The following is a 21,528-nucleotide window of genomic DNA, read 5'->3' as shown; positions in this document are numbered from 1 at the left end:
CACATCGGGACGTTGCGGGCTGGGCGGCCAAGCTGGGATGAGGGCCACCCCCGAGCCTGACACGGGCCGATAGCCGCGCCTTCTGGTCGCGATGGCGGCGAAGACGGATCCGGCGAAGTTGGCGCGTCAGGCCCGGGATCTGATCGAGGAGTTCAACCGCGTGGTGCTGGACGATGCGAAGGACCTGCCGGCGCCCGCTGTGTCGGACGCCGTCCAGGCGCTGAAGTCGTTGGTCGACCGGCTTCCCGAAGGACCTTTCGCACCCGGCGTCGGCCCTGTTCCTCATGGGCGGTCGCTAGAGGTGCCTGACCTGCCCTCGTCCGAAGAGATCCAAGCCGCGCGCACGCCTGCCGGTGGCTGGAAGCGTGACCAGCTCGCTGCCTGGGGCATTCCATGGCCCCCGCCCAAGGGTTGGAAGGGCGAGCTGGCCGAGCGCTGGAGGGCCGCACACCAGGACGGCGCACCGCCGCCCCTGCCCAGCCCGGCCCCGGCCGACTTCGCGCAGGAGACGTTCGATTTCGGCTGACCCGACGACAGCGGGCCGGGCAGGTTCGGACGCTGCCGGCCCGCGATTTGTCCGTAAGACCGTTGCTGTAGTCCCGCTTCATCGTTGAGTGGGTGTTCCAATTCCCCCGTGAACGCGGTGCGGCCCCGACCAGTGCAGGTTCTTGCGCCCTCCAGCGAGGGAGGCCGGCCGGTGGTCCTCAGCAACGTGGTGCTCGGCGTGGCGTACAGCCCCGCAGACGTGGTCGACATCCTGCGGCAGGCGGGAATCGAAGACAGCGTCATCGCCCTGGACGACCAAAAGCTGATCGAGTGGCTGGGCGGCGGCCCGGAGCTCTGGGCCTGACCGTCCAGCGCGAGGGGACAGGGCCGGGTGCACCTCAGGGACCGGGTGGGTCGGGCTGGCCGGCCATGTGGATGAGCTGGATGTCGAGGTCGTCGGCCTGGGCGTTCAGCATCGCAGCGAGGGCGGACAGGGGGCGCAGTCCAACTGCACCTGCGCGCCGCCCGCAGGCACCCGTACGGACCCACCCGGCCCGGCGAGGGCCGTGTACTCCTCGGCGATGCCGCGCAGCAGGCCGCCGACGCCCTCCGCCGCGATATACAGCCGGCCCTCGCGGCTCTTGACCACGTCCAATAACGTCCTGCTGACCGGGCCGCTCACACCCACCACCCCAGATTCGCTGTCACGCACGGCCTCACGCCGGTGCCGCACCGTGTGACCGGATCCGATGACCGAGTGGCACCAGCGCTACCGGGGCCCCGGCGTGATGATCTATTGGCACGTCGAGCGGAAATCTGTCTGCATCTACTCGCAGTTGAAGTCCTGTTCGGTCTCCGAGGTCGCCTCGATGATCGAGGGTGTGCTGCGGCACTGCACCGACATGGAGGTGGACCGGCAGTACCACCGACACCCACGGCGCCTCCATCGTCGGGTTCGCCTTCGCTCACATGCTCGACTTCAAGCTGATGCCCCGGCTGAAGAACATCGGCTCGGCGAAGCTGTACCGACCAGTGGCCGGGGAGGACGACAACTGGCCGAACCTGGGCCCGGTGCTTTCCACCAAGACGATCGACTGGGACCTGATCGCCCAGCAGTACGACCAGATCGTGAAGTACACCACCGCCCTGCGCCTGGGCACCGCCGAGGCCGAGCAGGTCCTGCGCCGGTTTACCCGCGGAGGGCCCAAGCACCCGTCGTACCGGGCGATCGAGGAACTGGGCCGGGCGGTGCGGACCTCGTTCGTCTGCGACTACCTCGCCGACATCGAGATGCGCCAGGAGATCCACGAAGGGGTGCAGGTGGTCGAGAACTGGAACTCCGCGAACAAGGACCTCTTCTACGGCAAGGACGGCGACCTGGCCGGTGCGGATAAGGAGTCCCAGGAGGTCAGCATGCTCGCGCTGCACCTGCTCCAGTCCGCAGTGCACGTCAACACGCTGCTGATGCAGGAAGTCCTGGCCGATCCGAAGTGGGCCGACAAGCTCACCGACGCGGACCGCCGGGCGCGGCCGGGATGAGGCCGGCGCTGGAGTTCCCCCTGATCCCTGGAACGGACATGTCGGGTGTGGTCCAGGCGGTCGCTCCGGACGTGCTGGGGTTCGCCGTCGGTGACGAGGTCTTCGGCATGCTGCGGTTCCCCGGATTCGACGGCCGGACGTACGCCGAGTACGTGGCCGCGCCGGCTTCGGACCTGGCTCACAAGCCGGCCGGTATCGACCACGTGCAGGCGGCTGGGGCGCCGATGGCCGTGCTCACGGCCTGGCAGTACCTGGTTGACCTCGGCCACGACGTGCCGTCTCCTTTCACCGGCCAGGTGCACCAGCCGGTGCCGATCACGCCAGGGATGACCGTGCTGGTCAACGGGGCCGCCGGTGGAGTGGGCCACTTCGCGGTGCAGCTGGCGAAATGGAAGGGGGCACACGTCATCGCGGTGGCCTCGGGCCGGCACGAGCAGTTCCTGCGCAACTCCAGCAGGCGCTGGCGAACTACGCCCACGCCCTGGACGAGCTGAATGTGCCCGAGCTGGAAGCAGTCCTGACCGAAGACACCACCTGGACCTTTACGATGCCCGGGCAGGGAGTGCTCGGCCCGGTCGCCGGACGCCCTCGGCCAGTTGCCCCGCACGCGGGGATATACGGGGCAACATCGCCGGGAGGCGGGCGGGCGATTGCGGTCCGGCTGCCCGCCTGCGGGTCAGCGCTGGTGGGGAAGTGGCGGCCGCTGCGCGTCCTTGTCCGCGGAACGGTCGAATGCTCCGGGCTGGGCGAGGTCCTCGAGTAGTTCGTCAATCAACTCCTGGGTGACGTGCGGCATGACGTAGACGTGGCTGTAGTCGTGGCGGAGTCCACCGAGATTGAGTGGCACGCAGGCCAGCGAGTACTTCTGCGTGATCTCAGCCCGCGGCTGCTGGAACCAGACGCTGAGCGCGTGATCGCCGTGACCGACCTCGATACCGTCCTCGGCCCAGGGCTCACCGCGTTCCCGCAACTGCTCGCTCAGCCGGCGCAGGCGTTCGGCCGTGTACTCGGCGATCCGCAGGACCTCGGCGGCCTGTCGCACCTGCTGCTCCTCGCTGAATTGGGCGAGGTGGTTCCACATGGCCAGGGAGGCGAAGCCGCTGCGGGAGCCGGCGAAGGTGCTGTCGGGAGAGGAGACGACCGCCGGGTCGGACGGCGGGCGCAGCTTGGATCCCGCGCGGGACATGTAGATCCCGGTGGGGACGGGCGCGCCGGGGTACTTGTGTCCGCTGGTGACGATCGAGGACACCTCGGGGATCCGGAAGTCGAAGACCGGCGGCGCGGTCTCGATGAGTCCGCTGTCGCGGGCCTTCTCCAGGTAGGGGGCGTAGGCGCCGCCGAGGGCTCCGTCGACGTGGATCCAGTACCCGTTGCGGATGCTGACCCGGGTGGGGTCGTCGGGGTCGAAGCGCACGGTGCGGTCGACGAGGCCGTGCCGCTCGAAGACGGGTCGCAGGCGCTCGCAGGCGCCCTGAACGTCGTCGTAGGCGCCCTTGAAGACGCTGCCGATGTTGAAGTTGACCAGGACGGGGTGGCCCTTGGCGGCGAAGAAGTCCACGAGGGCCACCAAGGCGTCGACATCGACCGTGCCCGGACCCTCGTCGCCGCCGGTGGTCGGGACTCCGCCGAGCGGCCACCCGTTGTACGTCTGCATGCCGGTGCCGGCCACGTCGATGGGGCACTCGCCCGGGTAGAGGCTGCCGCCCAGGTCGTAGAAGGTCGGGATGTCCAGCACCCGCATCGCCTTGATGTGCGAGTAGTGGGTCTCCTGCGAGAAGAACGCTACCGGCATGTAGGCGTTGGGGTTGTCGTCGGGGTGTTTGGCCCGCAGGTAGCTGGTGCGGCAGCTGGCATCTCCGGAGACCTCGTCACGCACCAGGGCGTTGCCGTCCAGGTAGTCACGGGCGTTCCACATGGCGTACAGGTTGCCCTCGGTGCTGCCCATGGACAGCACGTATCCCCACCCGTCCTCATTGCCAGGACTGGCCGCGTCCTCGGGCAGTGGGGCGTGCCACAGGCGGGCGTAGTGCTCCAGGACCGCCCGCTCCAGCCACCGCGAGTGCAGGCTGTAGTTGCTGTCGACGAACGGGTCCCCGATGTTGTTGATGTGGTAGCCCAGGAAACGACCCAGCGCGGCGTGGCCGTCGAGCGACAGGTTCACCTGGTAACCCAGAAGACGCTCCCGCTGCCCGCCCAGGTACCCCTCCAACTTGGCAAGGACCGCGGTCCGCTGCTCATCGGTGTAGGCCTCGGTACCCAGCCGGTAGTCGTCGTTGGCCGGCCGTGCCGTGAGATGCGTATCGGAGTGTTCGGTAATCATTCGATGTCCGATTCTGAGCGAAACTGCTGCAAGTGGGGATCGCCGCCAGGCGCCAGGGTCTTGGGAATCGCTCGGATCTAAGGGGGCAGGTGGTTGCGCGAGTCAGCCGCCTATACGACGGTCAACGGGCGGTTGCTGAATTGGTCGGTCGCCTGTCGTTGAACTGTCGAAGCGGCGGTTGCCGCGGAGCGCGGGTGTCCTGTCCAGGAACTCGCGGTACACAGGATATGCGTGACGCGCCGCCCCGATTGTCCATCGTTCTATATTTATCTCCATCTAGTTATTTCAAGTGGAAAGCGTTTGAGGCCAGTTATCCAGGAGTGCCTTCAGGAGTGACGTTTCGGCAACTCTCGGGAAGGTAGCTTTGTGCCGCAGGAGTGTGCTGCAGCCGTGTTCTTTTCCGGCCGGGACCAGTCCCGGGCGTCGTCAGCTACGGCCTACAACCCGGCCCGCGTTCCTGCCGTCCTCGCCTGGGGCCGGCCCGGACACGCTCGCCGAACGCGACGGCGAGCAGATCGCCCTCCACCTGACCGGTCATACCCGCGCGGTCGCCGCAGACGTACGACGCCGCGCCGACCAGATGCCCAAGGACAGCGGCCCCGGGCGCTCGCCGACGTCGTCCACTGGACATGGTCCGCCTGCTGCGGGCGAGGTCATTCTTGGCGTGGATACACACCGGGATGTTCATGTGGCCGTCGCGCTCTCCGCGCTAGGCGTGGTCATGGGCACCGCGTCCACTCCCGCCACAGCGGTGGGCTATCGCGAACTCTGGGAGTGGGTCAGCCGGCTGGGTACGGTGCACAGGGCCGGGGTGGAAGGGTCCGGCAGCTACGGAGCTGCCCTCTCCCGCTATTTGCTGGCCCGCCGGGTCGAGGTGTTCGAGGTCAACTGGGCTGATCGCTCGGTTCGTCGACGGCGGAGTAAGAGGGCATCTGATCTGGGTAGCGGGTAGTTCGGGATGATTTTGTGACTGGTGGCGTTGGCGGTCGTTGCTCGGTGTGTGAGTACTCGTCGTCCGTACCGCAGTGACGTGTCCGATGCCCGCTGGGCCTTGATCGAGCCGGTCTTCACCGCCTGGCGGGAGAAACGGACCGGACCCGGCACGGCAGCCCGGGTGCACGACCTGCGGGAGATCGTCAACGCGATCCTCTACGTCAACCGCACCGGCATCCCGTGGGAGTACCTGCCGCACGCCTTCCCTCCCTACAAGACCGTGTACGACTACTACGCCAAGTGGGAAGCGGACGGCACCACCGAGCTGGTCCACGACCAGTTACGGGACAAGACCCGCCGGATCCACGGCCGCGGCACGGAGCCGACCGCGGCCGTGGTGGACGCGCAGAGCGTGAAGACCTCGGGCAACGTCGCCGAGGACAGCCAGGGCATCGACGCCGGCAAGAAGATCAAAGGACGCAAGCGGCACCTGATCACCGACACCCTCGGCCTGGCCTTGACCGTCCTCGTCACCGCCGCCTCGGTCCACGACTCCACCGGCGGCAAGCAGTTGCTGACCGAGCTGTCCGCTACCCACCCGGGCGTGAGCAAGGTCTGGGCGGACGGTGGCTACTCGGCCAGCGTCCTCCAGCATGGTGCCGACGTCGGTATCGACGTAGAGGTCGTGCAGCGGCCGCGGGTGAAGGGCTTCCAGCCGTTGGCGAAGCGGTGGGTGATCGAACGGACCTTCGGCTGGTTGATGCAGCACCGCCGCCTGGTACGGGACTACGAAACGTCGCCGCAGAGGTCCCGGGCGATGATCCACTGGGCAATGGCTAACAGAATGAGCCGCGAGCTCACAGGAGAATCAACACCAACCTGGCGAATCGAAACGGACATCCCACCCACAACCACCTAGACATTGATCAGATGCCCTCTAAGGGCCGGGAAACGAACCGAGAAACTACCTCCCGGGCTGGGGTCCGGGGGACTGGAGGTGGCTGCGGTCTTCGCTCCGGGGGTGGCGGCCGCGCACCGCGAGCAGCACTCCAGGGCCTGCCACCAGCGTCCTTCGCGGTCGGTGATCACGGCCAGGACGACCGGCCGCCGCACCGCCAGGGTTCGACACGCGTATGCCGGCCGGTATCGGGCAGATGGGTGTGGCAGCCCTCAGCCCGGCACGCGCAGTACACCCCGGGCCTGGGGGCGAGGGCGGCGCGCAGGTGGGCCTTGAGTGGGCGACCGCGGCCGCACGGCCAGCGGCCGCAGACAGCAGACGCTGATCGGCACAGGCCGGGCGGCTGCACGAGACGCGTACCGCCGCACTGCCCCGGCCGGTGGCGTCCAGACGCACCGTCCACCGGCGTCCTGGAACCCGCTCGTCTTGCTCGCTTCCCGCAGCCTGCGTCATCCCGCGCTTCCTCCCGCTGTCGTGTCCTGGCCGCCGCCGTTGTCTGCCGTGCCCGATGGCGCGCGGCGGCGGGCTCACCGTACGCGGCACAGGGGCGGAGATCGGTGAACTCGCCCTGCAGCATGCGGCGGACTCGCCGGCGCGCCACCGCGGTGGTCCGGTACGGGCGGGCGGCGTCCAGCAGGGTGTGGAGTCGGGAGGCCACGAGCGTGGAGTCGACGCGGGTGGGCCGTCCAGCGCCTGATGGGCCGCGGCGGCGCCCTGCTCGGGCTCGCCCTCGGTGAACAGGGCGGCGGCCAGTCCGATCCGGTCCATGCCTTCACCCGGCCGGAGCCGAGGCCCGCAACGCTCACTTGGTGGCGGGTCCGGCGTCCTCGTCGGGTTCTGTGTCCTGCTCCGTCGATGTCGGTGGGGTCCCTGTGCTGTCCGGCTCGCTATCAGCCTTGGCGCCTTCCTCGGATGCTGGGGTGCGGTCGTCGAGGGTGATGGTGACCGGCTCACCGCCGGGCCTGAGGCCGGTCAGGCTCTTCTCGATCCGCTCGTACAAGGTGGCGGCGAGTTCACGGTTGCCGTCGCCGTCGGCGGCGGTGTGCTTGAGGGAGTTCAAGCTGATCAGCAGGGCGATCAGGGAGCGGCCGGACAGCGCGGCGCGGATGCGCTCGTCCCCCTCGGCGGCGACCTGCGGCGGTACACGGAAGTGCGGGTGCCGGCCGGCGTGGGCGCTGATGAACTCCCAGATGTCGCGGTGGCACAGCAGGCTTGCGGAGGAGGCGCGGGCTGCCGTCTTGAGCAGAGCGCTGTGTTCCTCGTTCTCTTCGGCGGCCGTGGTGGTGGCGTCGGGCTGGGGCAGCAGCTTTTCCACGGTGATGCGCAGATCCGCGAGCTCCTGCTGCACGGAGGCGATCGAGACCCGCGTTTCCTCCCGGGCGGTGCTGATCTCCGCCTTGATCTCAACGACCGCTTCGAGCAGCCCGGCCGGTGCGCTCTGCTGGTCGCCGACTGGCCCGTCGCTATGGCTGTCGGGGGCGGTGAGCAAGGCGAGCACGGGAGCGAGTTCCTCGGTGAAGATCTCGCGGACGGCCTGGCGGACCTCGCCAACCGACATTTCCGGAGCGGGCGGGGCCTCCTGGTCGGTGGTGCGCTGCGCCGGGATCGCTGTGTGGAGGGCCGCTTCTTCCGCGGGCTCGTCGGTCTCGGTGACGGTGGTGACCGGCGAGGCCTGGAGGCCGTTGCGGTCTTCCTGGGTTCGGGGCGCCTCCTGGAGGAGAGGTGCGGGGGCCGGCGGGGCGAGGCCCGCGAGCACGTCACGGACCTCCCGCAGTTCGGTGCGCAGCTGGGCGACGGCATCGTGGACGGCGTTGTTGAGTGTGTCCCCGCTGGAGTTCAGCTTGTTGTGGACGTCGCGGAAGTTCGCGCGCATCCGGCTGAGCTCGTCCACGACCTCCTGGGTCGTCTTGTCATGGGCGGCCTGGCCGGCTGACTCCAGCTTCTCCACGCTCTTGTCGAGCGCGTCCCGGAGATTCTTGTCCGTGTGCATGACGGCGGTGTGGAGCATCGTCAGTGTGTTGGTGAGGTCCGGGTTCGGCGGGCGTGCCATCATCCCCCATTTCGTCGCGGTGAGTAGTTGGTCGAGTTCACTGCGTATACTGCCCGGGGTGGAGCTTCCCGCGGGGCGGATCGGGTCAACTGGCTTGAGATCGACCGTCGTCCAGGCTGAAACCGACCCAGCCAGGTCTCGTGCCCAGCCCTTGTGGGGATCTGCCGCCGACCACGAGCGGCACCGCGCCCAAGCCGAGGGCTCTGTGCCCCACCGGTCGACCGGGGCACCCACGAGACGGCAGACTTGCAGCAGACTGACGGCGACCAGGCATGTGTCGGCCCTGTGCCCGCCGGACGCCCGGGAGTGGGAGACGGGGCACAGGGCTGCCGGCCAGTGACGGTGGCCGTGCGACGGGCACGGAACGGATCGCACCCGCTGTGAGGGTCGCTCCTGCGGGGCGGGGTTTGGGGTGCCACGCCCGCAGGTCAGGCAGGTGGGGCAATTCGGGCGTGCCGGTGTGGTGCGGGCGGCATTCCGGGAACTCGTGGTGCGTCAGCCGGAGAGGTCGGCTGCCGGGCGGAAAGGCGGTACGTCGTGGGGCGCAGCGGTGAGGTGGTGGCGGAGCTGATCGCTGACCACCGTGAGGTCGCGGAACTCTTCACACGGTCTATTCGGTCATTCTCGGTTGTGCAAGACGCCTTGCGGCCCTGAGGCGGTCCGACTCACCCCCCCGCCCTCATTGCCGCCTCGATGGAGAGGCCAGCTTCCTGTCCGTCGGCCGGTGCCAGCATGCGGCGCCTGGGCGGAGGTTCACAGGCGGCATAATGTTGGTCTGGGGAATCATAGTTCCTGGAGGAATCATGACCAGGGTTCCCAATTATCACTCCGCCGAGTGGAATGACCTGGTCGCACCAGGGCGTCATCTCGTGAAATCGGAGTCCGCGACCCAGTTTCTGCTGGGTGATGCGGTGCTCGCTGTGCTGCCCATGCGCTCTGACGGAAGGAAGCCTCCGGCAGAGGCTTACGGAATCCTTGAGGGCTTCGCCGAGGCGCTTGGCCTGCAACGTGAGCAGCTTGAGAATTACCGACGCGTCTCGGCTGCCTGGCCGAAGGAGAAGCGAGCCAAGGGCGTGTGCTGGACCGCCCATGCGATTCTGTCGCACCACCCAGACCGATTCAAGATGATCAAGGTGCCTCCCACAGACCCACGTACTGGCGAGCAGCGGCAGCAGTAGCGGAGCGTCCTCCGCTCGTGGCCCGTGCGGGCGGTGGGTGGGATCCAGCGTGGGGGCAGCGCCCAGCTCGGCCAGCGCACGGTGCAGAGCTGCAGCGCTGGCCGGCCGGGAACCCGACGATCGCGTCATGATGTCGGCGTCGGCTTACAGAGAGAACTTTCACTGTCACTTGGCGCGAGCAGTCGCCGCTGTGGTGCGGCGGCGCCTCTTCGTGGCCTTGACGGGCTTCGGCATCTTGTGGCTGAGCTTCTCCATCCGCTCGGACAAGCGCAGCATGTGGCCGATCTCCTCCTGGTACATCTTCAGGACTTCATAGAGGGCGACGTCCTCACCCAGTGGGTCGATCCACCCAGACAGCAGCCGGCGAAGTTCAGTATTGATACGACGCAGCCGCCAGCCGACGCACTCGGCGATCTTCAGCGGATCAGTGGTGATCAGATAGCCATTGCGGAAGGACAGGAAAGCCTTGCCCTTCTCCATGGTGATGCGGTCACGGATGTAGCCCTTCAAGCGTGTGAACTGGCTTTCTGTCGCGTGAATTTGGCTGGTGACCGTCTCCTTGGAGATGAGGACGTCTTCGCCTGCATCCTCGAAGATGTTCCAGGCCAGTTCCGCAAGGTGCTGGGTGGCAACGGGCGGCGTACGCGGTGCCCGGGGCTCTTCCTTCGGCTTCCGTTCCGCGGTAGTCGTACGGGTTGGCATTGTTATTCATCGCCTTCGCCGAGGATGCGCGCCAGCTCCTCGTCCATGGTCTTCTCGCCCGTCGTCACGACGGTGTCGCACCAATCCAGCGCAGCGCGGATGCGACGGTGGTTGTCCAAGATCGCGCGGACCTCGCGGTCGGTGAACTCCGCGACATGCAGCCCTGGGATCAGCCGCTGCATCTCCACCAGGAAGCTCGTGCCGACTCCGATCAACTCAAGTACCTCGCTCGACGCCCTGGTGTACTCCACCGCCGGCTCACGGCGCCGTAGCTGCCGCGCGGTCTCCGCAGCCTCTTCCTCCTCTTCCTCCTGCTCTTCGACCTCGTGTGCTGCCGCGAAGCGGGCTTCGGCAGCCTGCATTCGCTGCTCGTGGTGGGCTCGATAGAGAATGCGCTGACTGGTGGTGTCGCCCATAACCCGGTGCGCGACGTCCGGCCGCTTGATCAGTTCGCTGGTGGCCTCGGCGGCGTTCTCATCCTGGTCCAGCAGCACCCGCACCCGATCCAGTTTCTCGGCCTTGGTCAGCGGCCGGGAAGGGAGCCGTCCCGCGTAGCTGAGGGCTTTGTCCTCCGTCCACCGCTCGATGCCCCGCGGCGGGTTGTGAATCAATTCAAACCGGTCGTCCAAGGCGTCCAGGGCTTTGTGGATCGACCAGGAAACGCCTTCGGCACGCTTCTCCGGCGGCCATTTAGTGGCCACGTGCCGGTAGCCCAGCAGGGTGTGGACGTTCATCCCGATCGCGTCGGCGAACCGGTCGAGCACCGGGAAGACGCCGCGCTGATTGTTGCTGCCCGCGCGCTGGACCGGAACCATCTTCAAGGTCAGATCGCCAAGCCGGAACTGGACCCGCGTCTCCTCTTCCACCAGTTCCTGGCCCTGCTTGACGTAGCGCGCCCACTGCCGGTCCGTGAATCGTTGCGGGAAGGGGCTGGTGATCTTCTTCGCGGGCATGATGCCTCCCACCGGGCACGAAAGGTGCAGGCGGGAGCGGCCAGGGAAAATGCCGCGGCCTTCTCCCCGCCCGCACTTCGGGCAAATCTCTACAAAAGATTTGATTTCAGTGCGCACCTGGCTTCGGCTCGCATCAAGCTAGGCCCTCATCCCGCTGCCACTCCCTGGATCGCTCTCAAGAGCACAGAACTCCAGCCAGCCACTTCCTGGCGCTGATGCTGGCTCGCCCCTCCCCGGACGCCCGCAGTAGGAGCGTGATCACTGCTGTGCCTCCGGTCGAGTGGTCGCAATCGCAGACAGGCGAGCACGCCAGTTGCATAGGGTTACATCCGACCTCACGTGCATGGAGGTCGTCGAAGAGACCCGTCTCGCCCTTGTCCTCAATGGTGGCGTGAGCCTCGCGGTATGGATGGGGGGTGTCACACATGAACTGGACCTACTGCGGCGGGCTTCGCGCAGCTTGCACTCCGGGGTGCCAGAGCGTGTGAAGACGGAAGATCAGGCCAGCTTCGAGCTGTGGCAACGGGTGATCCGTGAAGCTCACACGCGGGTCGTGGTGGACGCCGTCGCGGGCGCGTCCGCTGGTGGCTTGAATGGCTCGTTCCTCGCCGCTGCCATCGGTAGAGGAACAGATCTGCCCGATCTGCGCGCCACCTGGCAGAAAGCTGCCGCGCTCACGGGCGACCGTTTGCTGAAGGACCCGCCCTCCTCCACGGCCTACCACGGCTTGCCGATGTGTGGAGGCTGGGTGGAGATCCGCCCAGCCTCCGGTGCATCGGCGGGCAGGCAGCCGCCCGGCCGGAGCTCCGAGCGGGGCCGGCGGAGCGGGGCGTTCCGCCGCACCGGAGACCTGCCAGGATTCCGTGCGACCAGATAGCTCTTCGTCTCACGCATCTCTCACATACGAGAGCGCACGGGAGCACGCGAGTCCCTCTGACCTGGATATCCGCTGTCGCCACGGACCACGGCGGATCAGGTGGACATTACATAGGCTAGGAGCATGGCCTACGAAATTCCGGTGACGCAAGCACGAGCGGAGCTGGCGGATCTGATCAACCGTGTCGTCTACGGCGGCGAGCGGGTGGTCGTCACCCGCCACGGCAAGCCGCTGGTGGCGTTGGTATCCGCCGCTGACCTGCAGCTACTTGAAGAGCTGGGGCGGCGTGACGAGGGCGTGGAGGACGAGCAGGTGATCAGCACGGTCTCGTCCGTGCGGCAGCTTCCGTCCGCTCCGGGCGAACGGCGGCGCTTCGGTATCGCGGCAGAACACCGCGACCCGGCTGCCGGGGACCGGCGGCCGGGTCGCGAGAGCTGACGGTTCAGCGGCTGCTGACCGTGCGGTGGGGCGGGTGGCTTCAGGAGCTGAGCTCCCACAGGGCGCTGGCGATGGCGTCCGTATTGGTGTCCAGCGCCTTGTCGTCGATGTTCTTCGAGGTGTCGCAGGCCTGGTGGTAGCAGGCGTCGAACGCCTTGCCCGCCTCACCGCCCCAGTTCTTCGCCTGCTCCTCGGTCTTCTTGTAGTCCGCGCCGGAGAAGAGGCCGCCGACGGGCACGCCCGCGTCCTTGAAGGCGGCGTGGTCCGAGCGCCCGTCGCCCTCGGTCTCCTTCTCGGTGGCGATGTTCTTCTTGGCGTACCAGTCCTTGAAGACCTTCTCCAGGCGGGTGTCGTCGTCGTAGACGAAGTAGCCCGGGTTCGGCGAACCGATCATGTCGAAGTTGAGGTACGAGTCGATCTTCGACTTGTCGGCGCCGAGCTTGTCGACATAGGCCTGCGAGCCGACCATGCCGTCCTCTTCGTCGCCCCACCAGCCGAAGCGCAGGTGCTTGGTGGGCTTGAGGTCCGCCTTGGCGACGGCGAGCGCGACCTCGAGGATGCCGGCCGAGCCGGAGCCGTTGTCGTTGATGCCGGGGCCGGCGGGCACCGAGTCCAGGTGGGCGCCGGCCATCACGGTCTTGCTCTCGTCGCCGCCGGGCCAGTCGGCGACGAGGTTGTAGCCCTTGGTGCCGCCGCCGTCGAACTCCTGGACCTTCGTGGTGAAGCCGGCCTTGTCCAGCTTCTCCTTGACGAAGTCGATGGACGCCTTGTAGCCCGGCTTTCCGTGGGCGCGGTTGCCGCCGTTGGCGTCGGCGATCGACTGGAACTGGTCCAGGTCACCCTTGACGGCCTTGACGTCGATGTCCGGCGCGGCCTTCGGTGCGGTGCCGGCGTAGGCGCCGGCCGCGGTGAAGAGGGTGGCGGCCAGGGCGGCGACGGCGCCCGAGGCCAGCGCGGCCCGGCGTATTCGGGTGGAACGAGTCACGATGTGGCTCCTGGTGTGGGGGGATGGAGCTGATTCGATGCGCGTCATGGATTGACGCGCACATGAGAATTGCGATCACTCCGGAAACCGTCAAGAGCGCATACCGGACAGTTGAGTTCGCGGAGCGGGTCGTGCCCGCTATGCACGGATCATGATGATCGGTGAGGTGTGGGAGGGGTCTGTTCCCTCGGTTCCCTGTGACCCTCGGGGGCGGATTTCGCCACGCGGAGCCGCGCACGTTCAGGGGAAAGCGGGGGACATGCCGCCTTCGAGAATCCGTTGTCGCGCCGTAACGGACGGTAATGACACCGCGTTACATCAGGCGAAAGAGGAGACACGAAGAGGTCCCTGGTCGTAACGCCGATGAAATCCCGCCGAACTAGTCTCCGGGCCTGGGGCTGTTGATGGCCAAGTGCTGGAAGTCGGTTTGCTCCTCCTTTAATTACTGCGTGGTACATCTATCGTCACGGGGTGTGTCCACGCCTGTGACCTGGGCGAACGCGTCCGCGCTGGAAGACTGTGAGGTGGAACGTATGCAACTGACCCCGCATGAACAAGAACGCTTGATGATTCATGTGGCGGCAGACGTGGCTGAAAAACGTCGCTCCCGGGGGGTGAAGCTGAACCATCCGGAATCGATTGCCCTGCTGACCGTGCACATCCTCGAAGGCGCCCGGGACGGCCGCACCGTCGCCGAGCTCATGTCCTCCGGTCGCAAGGTGCTCACCCGCGACGAGGTCATGGACGGCGTCCCGGAGATGATCCACGACGTGCAGGTCGAGGCCACCTTCCCCGACGGCACCAAGCTCGTCACCGTTCACGAACCCATCAACTGACCACGGGAGAACAGACCATGATCCCGGGACAGATCCTCTACGCCGACGAGCCGGTGCGCCTCAACGAAGGCCTTCCCCTCACGCGCATGACCGTCCTCAACGCCGCCGACCGCCCCGTCCAGGTCGGCTCCCACTACCACTTCGCCGAGGCCAATCCCGGCCTCGACTTCGACCGCACGGCCGCGCACGGCAAGCGGCTGAACGTCCCGGCCGGCTCCGCCGTGCGCTTCGAGCCCGGCATTCCCACCGAGGTCGAACTCGTCCCCCTCGGGGGCAAGCGCATCGTCGTGGGCCTGCGGGGCGAGACCGGAGGCACCCTCGATGGCTGAGCTGACCCGCCAGGCGTACGCCGATCTTCTCGGCCCGACCGTCGGCGACCGGATCCGGCTCGCCGACACCGACCTCGTCATCGAGATCACCGAAGACCGCGCGGGCGGGCCCGGCCGGGCCGGCGACGAAGCCGTCTTCGGCGGCGGCAAGGTGATCCGCGAATCGATGGGCCAGTCCCGCGCCACCCGCGCCGAGGGCACCCCCGACACCGTGATCACCGGCGCGGTCGTGCTGGACCACTGGGGCATCGTCAAGGCCGATGTCGGTATCCGCGACGGGCGGATCACCGCCCTGGGCAAGGCCGGCAACCCCGACACGATGGACGGTGTCCACCCCGACCTGGTCATCGGCCCCGAGACCGAGATCATCGCCGGCAACGGCAAGATCCTGACGGCCGGCGCCATCGACACCCACGTCCACTTCATCTGTCCCCAGCAGGCGGACGAGGCACTGGCCTCCGGTGTCACCACCATGATCGGCGGCGGCACCGGACCGGCCGAGGGCAGCAAGGCCACCACCATCACCCCCGGTGCCTGGCACGTGGCCCGGATGTTCGCGTCGATGGACTCCCTGCCGGTCAACGTCGGACTGCTCGGCAAGGGCAACACCACCTCCCTCGCCTCGATGCGTGACCAGCTGAGGGCGGGCATCCTCGGCTTCAAGGTCCACGAGGACTGGGGCGCCACGCCCGCCGTCCTCGACGCCTGCCTGACGGTCTGCGAGGAGAGCGGCGCCCAGCTCGCGATCCACACCGACACCCTCAACGAGGCCGGCTTCCTCGGTGACACCCTCGCGGCCATCGCCGGCCGCACGATCCACGCCTTCCACGTCGAAGGCGCCGGCGGCGGCCACGCCCCCGACATGATCGCGATGGTCTCCGAGCCGAATGTGCTCCCGGCCTCCACCAACCCCACGCGGCCGCACACCGTCAACACCGTCGAGGAACACCTCGACATGCTGATGGTCTGTCACCACCTCAACCCGGCCGTCCCCGAGGACCTGGCCTTCGCCGAGTCCCGGATCCGGCCCTCCACCATTGCGGCCGAGGACATCCTGCACGACCTCGGCGCCATCTCGATCATGTCCTCCGACGCCCAGGCCATGGGGCGGATCGGTGAGGTCGTGCTGCGCACCTGGCAGACCGCCCATGTCATGAAGCGGCGCCGCGGCACCCTCCCGGGCGACGGCCGTGCCGACAACCACCGGGCCCGCCGCTATGTCGCCAAGTACACCATCAACGCGGCCCTCGCCCAGGGCATCGACCACGTCGTCGGCTCCGTCGAGGACGGCAAACTCGCCGACCTCGTGCTGTGGGACCCGGCGTTCTTCGGCGTCAAACCGCAGCTGGTCATCAAGGGCGGCCAGATCGCCTATGCGCAGATGGGTGACGCCAATGCGTCCATCCCCACTCCGCAGCCGGTGCTGCCGCGGCCGATGTTCGGTGCCACCGGCAAGGCCCCGGGCGGCAACTCGGTCAACTTCGTCTCCCGGCAGGCCCTGGAGGACGCGCTTCCCGAACGCCTTGTGCTGGACAAGCCCTTCGAGGCGATCCACAGCACCCGCGGCCTCACCAAGGCCGATATGCGCAACAACGATGCCCTGCCGCGCGTCCGTGTCGAGCCCGACACCTTCACCGTGACCATCGACGGCGAGGTGGTCGAGCCGCAGCCTGCGGCCGAACTCCCCATGGCACAGCGGTACTTCCTCTTCTGAGAAGTCCGAGGAGCCCGAGGAGGCGCGCCGATGAACACCCCGATCAGCAACCCGATGAGTACCGCGATGAAGGACACGTACCACCGATGAGCCGCGCAGCGCTGCTCGTCCTCGCCGACGGCCGATTCCCCGCCGGAGGGCACGCCCACTCCGGCGGCGCCGAACCGGCCGTCACCGCGGGACGCATCAAGGACGCCGCCACCCTGGAGGCCTTCTGCCGGGGCCGGCTGCACACCGCGGGCCTGGTCGCCGCGGGGCTCGCCGCGGCGGCCGCGGGCGGCCACGACCCGCTCCTCCTGGACGACGCCGCCGATGCCCGTACGCCCGTACCCGCGCTGCGGCAGGTCGCCCGGCGGCTCGGCCGGCAGATGATGCGGGCCGCCCGCGCGACCTGGCCGAGCGAGGCTCTGGACGCGCTCGCCGCGGCCCGTCCCCGCGGCGCCCACCAGCCCGTCGTCCTGGGCCTGGCCGCCCGGTCCGCGGGTCTGCCGCCGCTCGATGCCGCATACGCCGTGGCCTACGAGAACATCAGCGGTCCGGCCACCGCGGCCGTCCGGCTGCTGAGCCTGGACCCCTTCGACGCCACCGCCGTGCTCGCACGTCTCACCGCCGAGCTCGACCAGGTCGCACAACAGGCCACCGAGGCCGCGCTGCGGATCGCGGCCGAAGGGACCGGCGCACTGCCCGCGGCCTCCGCGCCGCTGCTCGACATCACCGCCCAACAGCACGCCGCCTGGCCCGTTCGGCTCTTCGCGTCCTGACCCGGCCGGCCGTCCCACCCGACCCGCGCCGCTGCCCCCCACCACCGGAGTGACCATGCACCTCGACCACCAGGACACCTTCCCCGAGCGCCACACCTACAGCGCCGCCGGCCCGGTACGCCCCGACGGCACCCGCCGCGCCCTGCGGATCGGTCTCGGCGGCCCGGTCGGCACCGGCAAGACCGCCACCGTCGCCGCGCTGTGCCGCGCCCTGCGCGACGAGCTGTCCATCGCCGTCGTCACCAACGACATCTACACCCGCGAGGACGCCGAATTCCTGCTCCGCGAGGCCGTCCTGCCCGCCGAGCGGATCTCCGCCGTCGAGACCGGCGCCTGCCCGCACACCGCCATCCGCGACGACATCTCCGCCAACCTCGAAGCCGTCGAGGACCTGGAGTCCGTGTTTTCTTCCTCGGGGGCCGGCGCGCTCGATCTCGTCCTGGTCGAATCCGGCGGTGACAACCTCACCGCCACCTTCTCCAAGGGCCTGGTCGACGCCCAGATCTTTGTCATCGACGTGGCCGGCGGCGATGACATCCCGCGCAAGGGCGGCCCCGGCGTCACCACCGCCGACCTGCTCGTCATCAACAAGACCGATCTCGCGCCGTACGTCGGCGTGGACCTGGAGGGCATGGCCCGCGACGCCAAGGCGCAGCGCGGCGAGCTGCCCGTCGCCTTCACCGCCCTGAAGTCGGAGAACGGTGTCCGGCCGGTGGCGGAGTGGGTCCGCGGACGGCTGGCCGACTGGACAGCGAGCCCGGCATGACCCTCGCACTTCCCACGCCGGAGACGGGCCGCGCCGCTGCCGGGCTGTGCGCCACCGCCCGCATCGTCGCGCGGGCCGACGGGCAGGGGACCACCCGGCTGCCCGTCCTCGACGGCGACGGCCCGTTCGCGCTGCGCCGTATCCGCGGGTACGGCAACCAGGCCCGGGTCTGCGTCGTGGGCGCCATGAGCGCCCCGCTCGGCGGCGACCGGCTGGGCATCGAGGCCACTGCCGAGGCGGGCAGCGCGCTGCACCTCACGGCCGCCGCCGCGACCGTCGCGCTGCCCGGCCGTACGGGGGAACACGCCCGCTACGACGTGTGGTTGACGGTGGGCGACGGCGCACGGCTCGACTGGCTGCCCGAACCGCTGATCTCGGCGGCGGGCAGCGACCTGCGGATGACCACCACCGTCGAGCTGGCCCCCACCGCACGCCTGGTGCTGCGCGAGGAACAGGTCCTGGGCCGCAGCGGGGAGCCGACCGGCGCCCTGCGCAGCCGGCTCACCGTCCGCCGGGCCGGCCGGACCCTGCTCGACCAGGAGACGGCGTACGGGCCCGGCGTCCCCGGCTGGGACACCTCGGCCGTCCTGGACGGGCACCGCGCTCTCGGTCAACTCCTGGTCATCGGACCGGAGTTCGAGGAGCGGCCGGTCGAGGTGCGGCTGCTCGGCGGCGTGGCGGGCGAGCGGTCCGGCGACGGCGTGGGGCAGGGCGTACTGGCACCGCTTGCGGGCCCGGGGGCACTGGCCACGGCCGTGGCCCCGGACGCGCTGCGGCTGCGGCGCCTGCTGGACGAGGCCGCCGGGTGACGGCGGCCGCGCCGCCTCACACCTCCAGATCGGACTCCAGGCGGGCGAGGCGGAGGCGCGCCAGCGCAAGGTTGGCGCGCTTGCGGTCCAGCACCAGATAGAGGAAGAGGCCGCTGCCGCTCTTTCCCGTCACCGGGCGGATGATGTGGTACTGCGAGGTCAGGGTGATGAGCATGTCCTCGATGGCACCCTGGAGTTCCAGCATCTCCATGGTGCGCATCTTGGCCCGTACGACATCGGTGTTGCCGGCCGCCGCGACATTGAGGTCCAGAGCCTGCTTGTCGCCCAGGGTGGCCAGGGCCATACCGCTGGTGTAGTCGACCAGGGCGACGCCGACCGCGCCCTCGATGGTCGACATCGCGTCGGCGAGAGCGGATTCCAGTTGAGCCATGAGGGGTTCAGACCTTTCGATTCCTTGATGGTGAAGCCGGGCGCGTGCGGTGTATGGGTTTCCGGACTTCCGGACTTCCGGACTTCCGGACTTCCGGGTTCTGCGTTCGTGCGGATGCGAGTACGGGTGGGGGAGCGGGTGCGGGTCTCTGGCGGGGGCTCCTATCGACGGGGCGGCGCGTCCACCAGGGCGCCGATCCGCTCCGCGGCCCTTCTGGCCTGCAGATGGAGCCGCCCCACGTTGGTGTCCGGGCTTGCCACGGCGGTCAGGACCGCCCGTCGTCCGGCCGAATAGGCCGCGATATATCCGTCGGCGCCGCGCGTCAGGGATTCCTCGAAGGCGCCCTGTCCGGTCGCGTCGGTGAGTCGTTTGGCGACGCCGATCGCCGCGGCGGTGAGGGCGGCCAGGCCGTCCGGCTCGATATCCGGCAGATCATGGGCGATCACCATGCCGTCCACGCTCGCCACCATCCCGCCCTGGAAATGGCGTACTTGATCGCGCAGCGTATGCAATTCCTCCCGTATCCGGGGTTCTATCGTCATCAGTCTCCTTTTCACGGCGTGCCTTCTGATGACGCGCCTCATGGGGTGCACGGTCTTCGTGCGCAAGGGCTCACAGGTTTTCCTCCAACGCCGTACGCAGTCGGACAAGGAGGGCAATATCCGGATCGGCGGTATCGAGGACATCCGGTGCCGGTAGTTGCCAGGTCGCTGCGGTGTCTCCTGCGGCGACGGGGACGGGGCCGTTCAGACAGGCGCCGGGCCGCCGCCGGGGGAGCGGGGTGGGCGCCCGGGGGATGTGGACGAGACCGACGGCCGCGAGACGGCGGATGTCGAGCAGTGTCCCGAACGCGGACTGGCCCAGCACCCGGGCCAGTTCATGGGGCGTGTGCCGGCCGTCGGCGTGGTCGAGCAGCCGCCGTTGGCGGCTGGTGGTGGGGGCCGGGATGCGCGGGTGGACGGGGACGACGGGTGAGGAGTCGACCGCCGCCCAGGGGTGGAGCCGGTCGAGCAGCAGTCGGCGGCGGGCCGTCGCCTGCTGGAGGGCGAGGACGCTGACGGGGCGTATGACACCCAGCCAGTGCCCGGCACCGGGGGTGAAGGAGGTGGCCTCGGGAGGCAGCGGCAGGGCGAAGAATGCGGCGTCGAGCAGCGCGGCGAGGTGGCATATCTCCAGCTCCCCCTGGGACAGCCATCCCTTGCTGACCAGGAATTGGCCGCCGTCCTGCTGTGGCCCTGCCGTTTCGGCGGCGTACTGCCAGCCGTCCGGCGGCAGTTTGCCGGACGCGGTGAGCCGTGGGCCGAGTCCGGGGGCGGTGGTGCTCTCGATGCAGTAGACCGCACCGTCGAGAAGGTAGAGGCAGCCGTGCGGGCCGCTGAGGGCGCCGGTGACGCGTTCGGCGGCGCACCGGTCGAGCAGCCCGGCCGGTGCGGGCGGGTGAGGAGATATGGGCAGGCCCATGGCTGTTCCCTTACCGTTCGTGCGGTGTGGCGGAGCACGCCGTCAGGACGCGACCAGCTCCGCCGCCAGATCGCGCAGTCGGAGCCGGGCGACGGCGAGATTGGCCTGTGTGCGGTCCAGCCAGAGGTAGAGATAGGTCTGACTGTCGAAGGCCGTGTGCACAAAACGGATGAGGTGGTAGCTTCCCGCAGCCGTGATGATGAGGTCTTCGAGGTCCGGTCCGGTGGCGCCGGCGGTGTCGAAGGTGGCGTTGCGCGCGACGGTCTGCACCAACTCGGCGGTGTCCGCGGCGGCCGCGTCATGATCGTTATGCGGCGCCTGCCCGGCCGTACCGAGGGTCAGACCACTGGTCCAGTCGATCAGTCCGGCGCATCGAACGCCGGGGATCCCCATTGCTTGGGACAACACCTGATCGATACCCGGCACTTCGGCTCTCCTTCGCGACGGCCCCGTACGCGGCGTGAAAACGCCGAAGCCCTCCCTTGTGGCGGTGAGTGGGAGAGCCTTCACGGAAGGTTACTGAAGGTGTGCGGCTGGCACATGCCCGATGGGCAGGTCTACGGCAATTGACGTATTCTCGCCCCTGCGCGCCCCTCCGGGAGCCATTGCGCCGTGCCGTACTCCAGCAGGTCACCCAGGGCGGTGCACCCTGTGCCGAGTGGGCTCACCCGGCAACGAGCTGCGCTGTTACCCCGTCAACACCGCGTCACCGCAGCCCCGTTGAGGGTCCCACGGGTGGGGTGGGGGTGACACGGGATTCCGACCGGACGCCCTGGTTCGTTGGCCGGAATGGTGAGGTCGGGCTGCGCTCTTCGGCCGTTCGCAGGTCGTTCGGCGGGTCCTGCGTCCGCATTGCCGAGGCGTCGGCGCAGCACCCGCCGCACTCCGCGGCCCGCGGACGCCCGCACTCCCACGGACCGTCTCCGACGGCGTCGAAAAAACCTACAGGTTGGTAAAGAAGTGTGCGTCAGGCCTGTTCAGGAGGGGAGGCCACAGGTCAGGATCCCTCCGTAAGTCTGTGAACCATCCCGCCACCAGTGCA

The 21,528-nt window shown here is 68.6% G+C and carries 23 protein-coding genes and 2 pseudogenes; 15 read left to right on the top strand and 10 right to left on the bottom strand.

Annotated features, from left to right (window positions below; genetic code table 11):
- The first annotated feature begins 91 nt into the window (after positions 1-91).
- Positions 92-526: a hypothetical protein gene (locus OHS81_RS01885; RefSeq protein WP_328381804.1), complete on the top strand. Its 435-nt coding sequence runs from the start codon at positions 92-94 to the stop codon at positions 524-526.
- Positions 527-697: 171 nt separating this feature from the next.
- On the top strand, positions 698-850 hold the full coding sequence (locus tag OHS81_RS01880; RefSeq protein ID WP_328381802.1) for a hypothetical protein: 153 nt from the start codon (positions 698-700) through the stop codon (positions 848-850).
- Positions 851-955: 105 nt separating this feature from the next.
- Here the strand turns inward: OHS81_RS01880 and OHS81_RS01875 are convergent, their stop codons facing one another.
- The gene (locus OHS81_RS01875) at positions 956-1,135 is read right to left on the bottom strand and encodes a hypothetical protein (RefSeq protein WP_328381800.1); all 180 of its coding nucleotides are present in this window, start codon (positions 1,133-1,135) and stop codon (positions 956-958) included.
- Between the two features lie 100 nt (positions 1,136-1,235).
- Between OHS81_RS01875 and OHS81_RS01870 the strand changes: the two are divergent.
- Positions 1,236-2,013 (top strand): annotated as a pseudogene (locus tag OHS81_RS01870) (Tn3 family transposase); the annotation flags it as partial.
- A gap of 2 nt (positions 2,014-2,015) precedes the next feature.
- Positions 2,016-2,471: pseudogene (locus OHS81_RS01865) on the top strand (NADP-dependent oxidoreductase); the annotation flags it as partial.
- Positions 2,472-2,701: 230 nt separating this feature from the next.
- On the opposite strand, the gene OHS81_RS01860 reads toward OHS81_RS01865, so the two are convergent.
- The gene (locus OHS81_RS01860; RefSeq protein WP_328381798.1) at positions 2,702-4,345 is read right to left on the bottom strand and encodes a histidine decarboxylase; all 1,644 of its coding nucleotides are present in this window, start codon (positions 4,343-4,345) and stop codon (positions 2,702-2,704) included.
- Between the two features lie 580 nt (positions 4,346-4,925).
- Here OHS81_RS01860 and OHS81_RS01850 point away from each other — a divergent pair.
- Together OHS81_RS01850 and OHS81_RS01845 are read left to right on the top strand one after the other, a co-directional pair.
- Positions 4,926-5,297: an IS110 family transposase gene (locus tag OHS81_RS01850; RefSeq protein ID WP_328390840.1), complete on the top strand. Its 372-nt coding sequence runs from the start codon at positions 4,926-4,928 to the stop codon at positions 5,295-5,297.
- Between the two features lie 48 nt (positions 5,298-5,345).
- Complete coding sequence (locus tag OHS81_RS01845) at positions 5,346-6,197, top strand: IS5 family transposase (protein ID WP_328381796.1); 852 nt, start codon at positions 5,346-5,348, stop codon at positions 6,195-6,197.
- A gap of 841 nt (positions 6,198-7,038) precedes the next feature.
- Here OHS81_RS01845 and OHS81_RS01840 read toward each other — a convergent pair.
- Positions 7,039-8,286 (bottom strand): hypothetical protein, encoded by a 1,248-nt coding sequence (locus OHS81_RS01840; RefSeq protein WP_328381794.1) that lies wholly within the window; start codon positions 8,284-8,286, stop codon positions 7,039-7,041.
- An 803-nt stretch (positions 8,287-9,089) separates the two neighbouring features.
- Here OHS81_RS01840 and OHS81_RS01835 point away from each other — a divergent pair.
- Complete coding sequence (locus tag OHS81_RS01835) at positions 9,090-9,464, top strand: DUF6192 family protein (protein ID WP_328381793.1); 375 nt, start codon at positions 9,090-9,092, stop codon at positions 9,462-9,464.
- Positions 9,465-9,629: 165 nt separating this feature from the next.
- Here the strand turns inward: OHS81_RS01835 and OHS81_RS01830 are convergent, their stop codons facing one another.
- Together OHS81_RS01830 and OHS81_RS01825 are read right to left on the bottom strand one after the other, a co-directional pair.
- Positions 9,630-10,166 carry a hypothetical protein gene (locus OHS81_RS01830; RefSeq protein WP_328381792.1) on the bottom strand — a complete coding sequence of 179 codons (537 nt, stop codon included), beginning with the start codon at positions 10,164-10,166 and terminating at the stop codon, positions 9,630-9,632.
- Between the two features lie 2 nt (positions 10,167-10,168).
- The gene (locus tag OHS81_RS01825; protein WP_328381791.1) at positions 10,169-11,119 is read right to left on the bottom strand and encodes a DUF6192 family protein; all 951 of its coding nucleotides are present in this window, start codon (positions 11,117-11,119) and stop codon (positions 10,169-10,171) included.
- Positions 11,120-11,462: 343 nt separating this feature from the next.
- On the opposite strand from OHS81_RS01825, the gene OHS81_RS01820 reads away from it, so the two are divergent.
- Complete coding sequence (locus tag OHS81_RS01820; protein ID WP_328381790.1) at positions 11,463-11,996, top strand: patatin-like phospholipase family protein; 534 nt, start codon at positions 11,463-11,465, stop codon at positions 11,994-11,996.
- Positions 11,997-12,119: 123 nt separating this feature from the next.
- Positions 12,120-12,434, top strand: a complete 315-nt coding sequence (locus OHS81_RS01815) for a type II toxin-antitoxin system Phd/YefM family antitoxin (protein ID WP_328381788.1) — start codon at positions 12,120-12,122, stop codon at positions 12,432-12,434.
- Positions 12,435-12,474: 40 nt separating this feature from the next.
- Here the strand turns inward: OHS81_RS01815 and OHS81_RS01810 are convergent, their stop codons facing one another.
- Positions 12,475-13,419 (bottom strand): M28 family metallopeptidase, encoded by a 945-nt coding sequence (locus OHS81_RS01810; RefSeq protein ID WP_328381786.1) that lies wholly within the window; start codon positions 13,417-13,419, stop codon positions 12,475-12,477.
- Between the two features lie 533 nt (positions 13,420-13,952).
- On the opposite strand from OHS81_RS01810, the gene OHS81_RS01805 reads away from it, so the two are divergent.
- The 6 genes from OHS81_RS01805 (at position 13,953) to OHS81_RS01780 (ending at position 18,634) form a co-directional block, all read left to right on the top strand.
- Positions 13,953-14,255 carry an urease subunit gamma gene (locus OHS81_RS01805; protein WP_026170153.1) on the top strand — a complete coding sequence of 101 codons (303 nt, stop codon included), beginning with the start codon at positions 13,953-13,955 and terminating at the stop codon, positions 14,253-14,255.
- Between the two features lie 17 nt (positions 14,256-14,272).
- A complete protein-coding gene (locus tag OHS81_RS01800) occupies positions 14,273-14,584 on the top strand; it encodes an urease subunit beta (protein WP_328381784.1) in 312 nt (103 codons plus the stop codon).
- Positions 14,577-16,298 carry an urease subunit alpha gene (locus tag OHS81_RS01795; RefSeq protein WP_328381782.1) on the top strand — a complete coding sequence of 574 codons (1,722 nt, stop codon included), beginning with the start codon at positions 14,577-14,579 and terminating at the stop codon, positions 16,296-16,298. The genes OHS81_RS01800 and OHS81_RS01795 overlap by 8 nt, the downstream gene beginning before the upstream one ends.
- Before the next feature lie 86 nt (positions 16,299-16,384).
- A complete protein-coding gene (locus tag OHS81_RS01790) occupies positions 16,385-17,059 on the top strand; it encodes an urease accessory protein UreF (protein WP_328381780.1) in 675 nt (224 codons plus the stop codon).
- Positions 17,060-17,114: 55 nt separating this feature from the next.
- A complete protein-coding gene (gene ureG, locus OHS81_RS01785; protein ID WP_328381778.1) occupies positions 17,115-17,825 on the top strand; it encodes an urease accessory protein UreG in 711 nt (236 codons plus the stop codon).
- On the top strand, positions 17,822-18,634 hold the full coding sequence (locus tag OHS81_RS01780) for an urease accessory protein UreD (protein WP_328381776.1): 813 nt from the start codon (positions 17,822-17,824) through the stop codon (positions 18,632-18,634). Before ureG ends, OHS81_RS01780 begins: the two co-directional genes overlap by 4 nt.
- Positions 18,635-18,650: 16 nt before the next feature.
- On the opposite strand, the gene OHS81_RS01775 is transcribed toward OHS81_RS01780, so the two are convergent.
- From OHS81_RS01775 to OHS81_RS01760, 4 genes are all read right to left on the bottom strand, one after another.
- A complete protein-coding gene (locus OHS81_RS01775; protein WP_328381775.1) occupies positions 18,651-19,025 on the bottom strand; it encodes a hypothetical protein in 375 nt (124 codons plus the stop codon).
- 161 nt (positions 19,026-19,186) lie between these two features.
- Positions 19,187-19,567, bottom strand: coding sequence for a roadblock/LC7 domain-containing protein (locus tag OHS81_RS01770; protein WP_328381773.1), 381 nt, complete (start codon positions 19,565-19,567; stop codon positions 19,187-19,189).
- A 70-nt stretch (positions 19,568-19,637) separates the two neighbouring features.
- Positions 19,638-20,486: a hypothetical protein gene (locus tag OHS81_RS01765; RefSeq protein WP_328381771.1), complete on the bottom strand. Its 849-nt coding sequence runs from the start codon at positions 20,484-20,486 to the stop codon at positions 19,638-19,640.
- 42 nt (positions 20,487-20,528) lie between these two features.
- The gene (locus OHS81_RS01760; protein ID WP_328381769.1) at positions 20,529-20,912 is read right to left on the bottom strand and encodes a hypothetical protein; all 384 of its coding nucleotides are present in this window, start codon (positions 20,910-20,912) and stop codon (positions 20,529-20,531) included.
- Between the last annotated feature and the right edge of the window lie 616 nt (positions 20,913-21,528).

The sequence above is a fragment of the Streptomyces sp. NBC_00400 genome (genome assembly GCF_036048035.1).
GTDB lineage: Bacteria > Actinomycetota > Actinomycetes > Streptomycetales > Streptomycetaceae > Streptomyces.
This window is presented reverse-complemented; position numbering and strand designations above follow the sequence as displayed.

Bases quoted from the DNA above. Each gene is read 5' to 3' on its own strand.
- OHS81_RS01885 (WP_328381804.1), top strand. From the start codon at position 92: ATGGCGGCGAAGACGGATCCGGCGAAGTTGGCGCGTCAGGCCCGGGAT.
- OHS81_RS01860 (WP_328381798.1), bottom strand. From the start codon at position 4,345: ATGATTACCGAACACTCCGATACGCATCTCACGGCACGGCCGGCCAAC.
- OHS81_RS01850 (WP_328390840.1), top strand. From the start codon at position 4,926: ATGCCCAAGGACAGCGGCCCCGGGCGCTCGCCGACGTCGTCCACTGGA.
- OHS81_RS01840 (WP_328381794.1), bottom strand. From the start codon at position 8,286: ATGGCACGCCCGCCGAACCCGGACCTCACCAACACACTGACGATGCTC.
- OHS81_RS01835 (WP_328381793.1), top strand. From the start codon at position 9,090: ATGACCAGGGTTCCCAATTATCACTCCGCCGAGTGGAATGACCTGGTC.
- OHS81_RS01830 (WP_328381792.1), bottom strand. From the start codon at position 10,166: ATGCCAACCCGTACGACTACCGCGGAACGGAAGCCGAAGGAAGAGCCC.
- OHS81_RS01825 (WP_328381791.1), bottom strand. From the start codon at position 11,119: ATGCCCGCGAAGAAGATCACCAGCCCCTTCCCGCAACGATTCACGGAC.
- OHS81_RS01820 (WP_328381790.1), top strand. From the start codon at position 11,463: ATGGAGGTCGTCGAAGAGACCCGTCTCGCCCTTGTCCTCAATGGTGGC.
- OHS81_RS01815 (WP_328381788.1), top strand. From the start codon at position 12,120: ATGGCCTACGAAATTCCGGTGACGCAAGCACGAGCGGAGCTGGCGGAT.
- OHS81_RS01805 (WP_026170153.1), top strand. From the start codon at position 13,953: ATGCAACTGACCCCGCATGAACAAGAACGCTTGATGATTCATGTGGCG.
- OHS81_RS01800 (WP_328381784.1), top strand. From the start codon at position 14,273: ATGATCCCGGGACAGATCCTCTACGCCGACGAGCCGGTGCGCCTCAAC.
- OHS81_RS01795 (WP_328381782.1), top strand. From the start codon at position 14,577: ATGGCTGAGCTGACCCGCCAGGCGTACGCCGATCTTCTCGGCCCGACC.
- OHS81_RS01790 (WP_328381780.1), top strand. From the start codon at position 16,385: ATGAGCCGCGCAGCGCTGCTCGTCCTCGCCGACGGCCGATTCCCCGCC.
- ureG (WP_328381778.1), top strand. From the start codon at position 17,115: ATGCACCTCGACCACCAGGACACCTTCCCCGAGCGCCACACCTACAGC.
- OHS81_RS01780 (WP_328381776.1), top strand. From the start codon at position 17,822: ATGACCCTCGCACTTCCCACGCCGGAGACGGGCCGCGCCGCTGCCGGG.
- OHS81_RS01775 (WP_328381775.1), bottom strand. From the start codon at position 19,025: ATGGCTCAACTGGAATCCGCTCTCGCCGACGCGATGTCGACCATCGAG.
- OHS81_RS01770 (WP_328381773.1), bottom strand. From the start codon at position 19,567: ATGACGATAGAACCCCGGATACGGGAGGAATTGCATACGCTGCGCGAT.
- OHS81_RS01765 (WP_328381771.1), bottom strand. From the start codon at position 20,486: ATGGGCCTGCCCATATCTCCTCACCCGCCCGCACCGGCCGGGCTGCTC.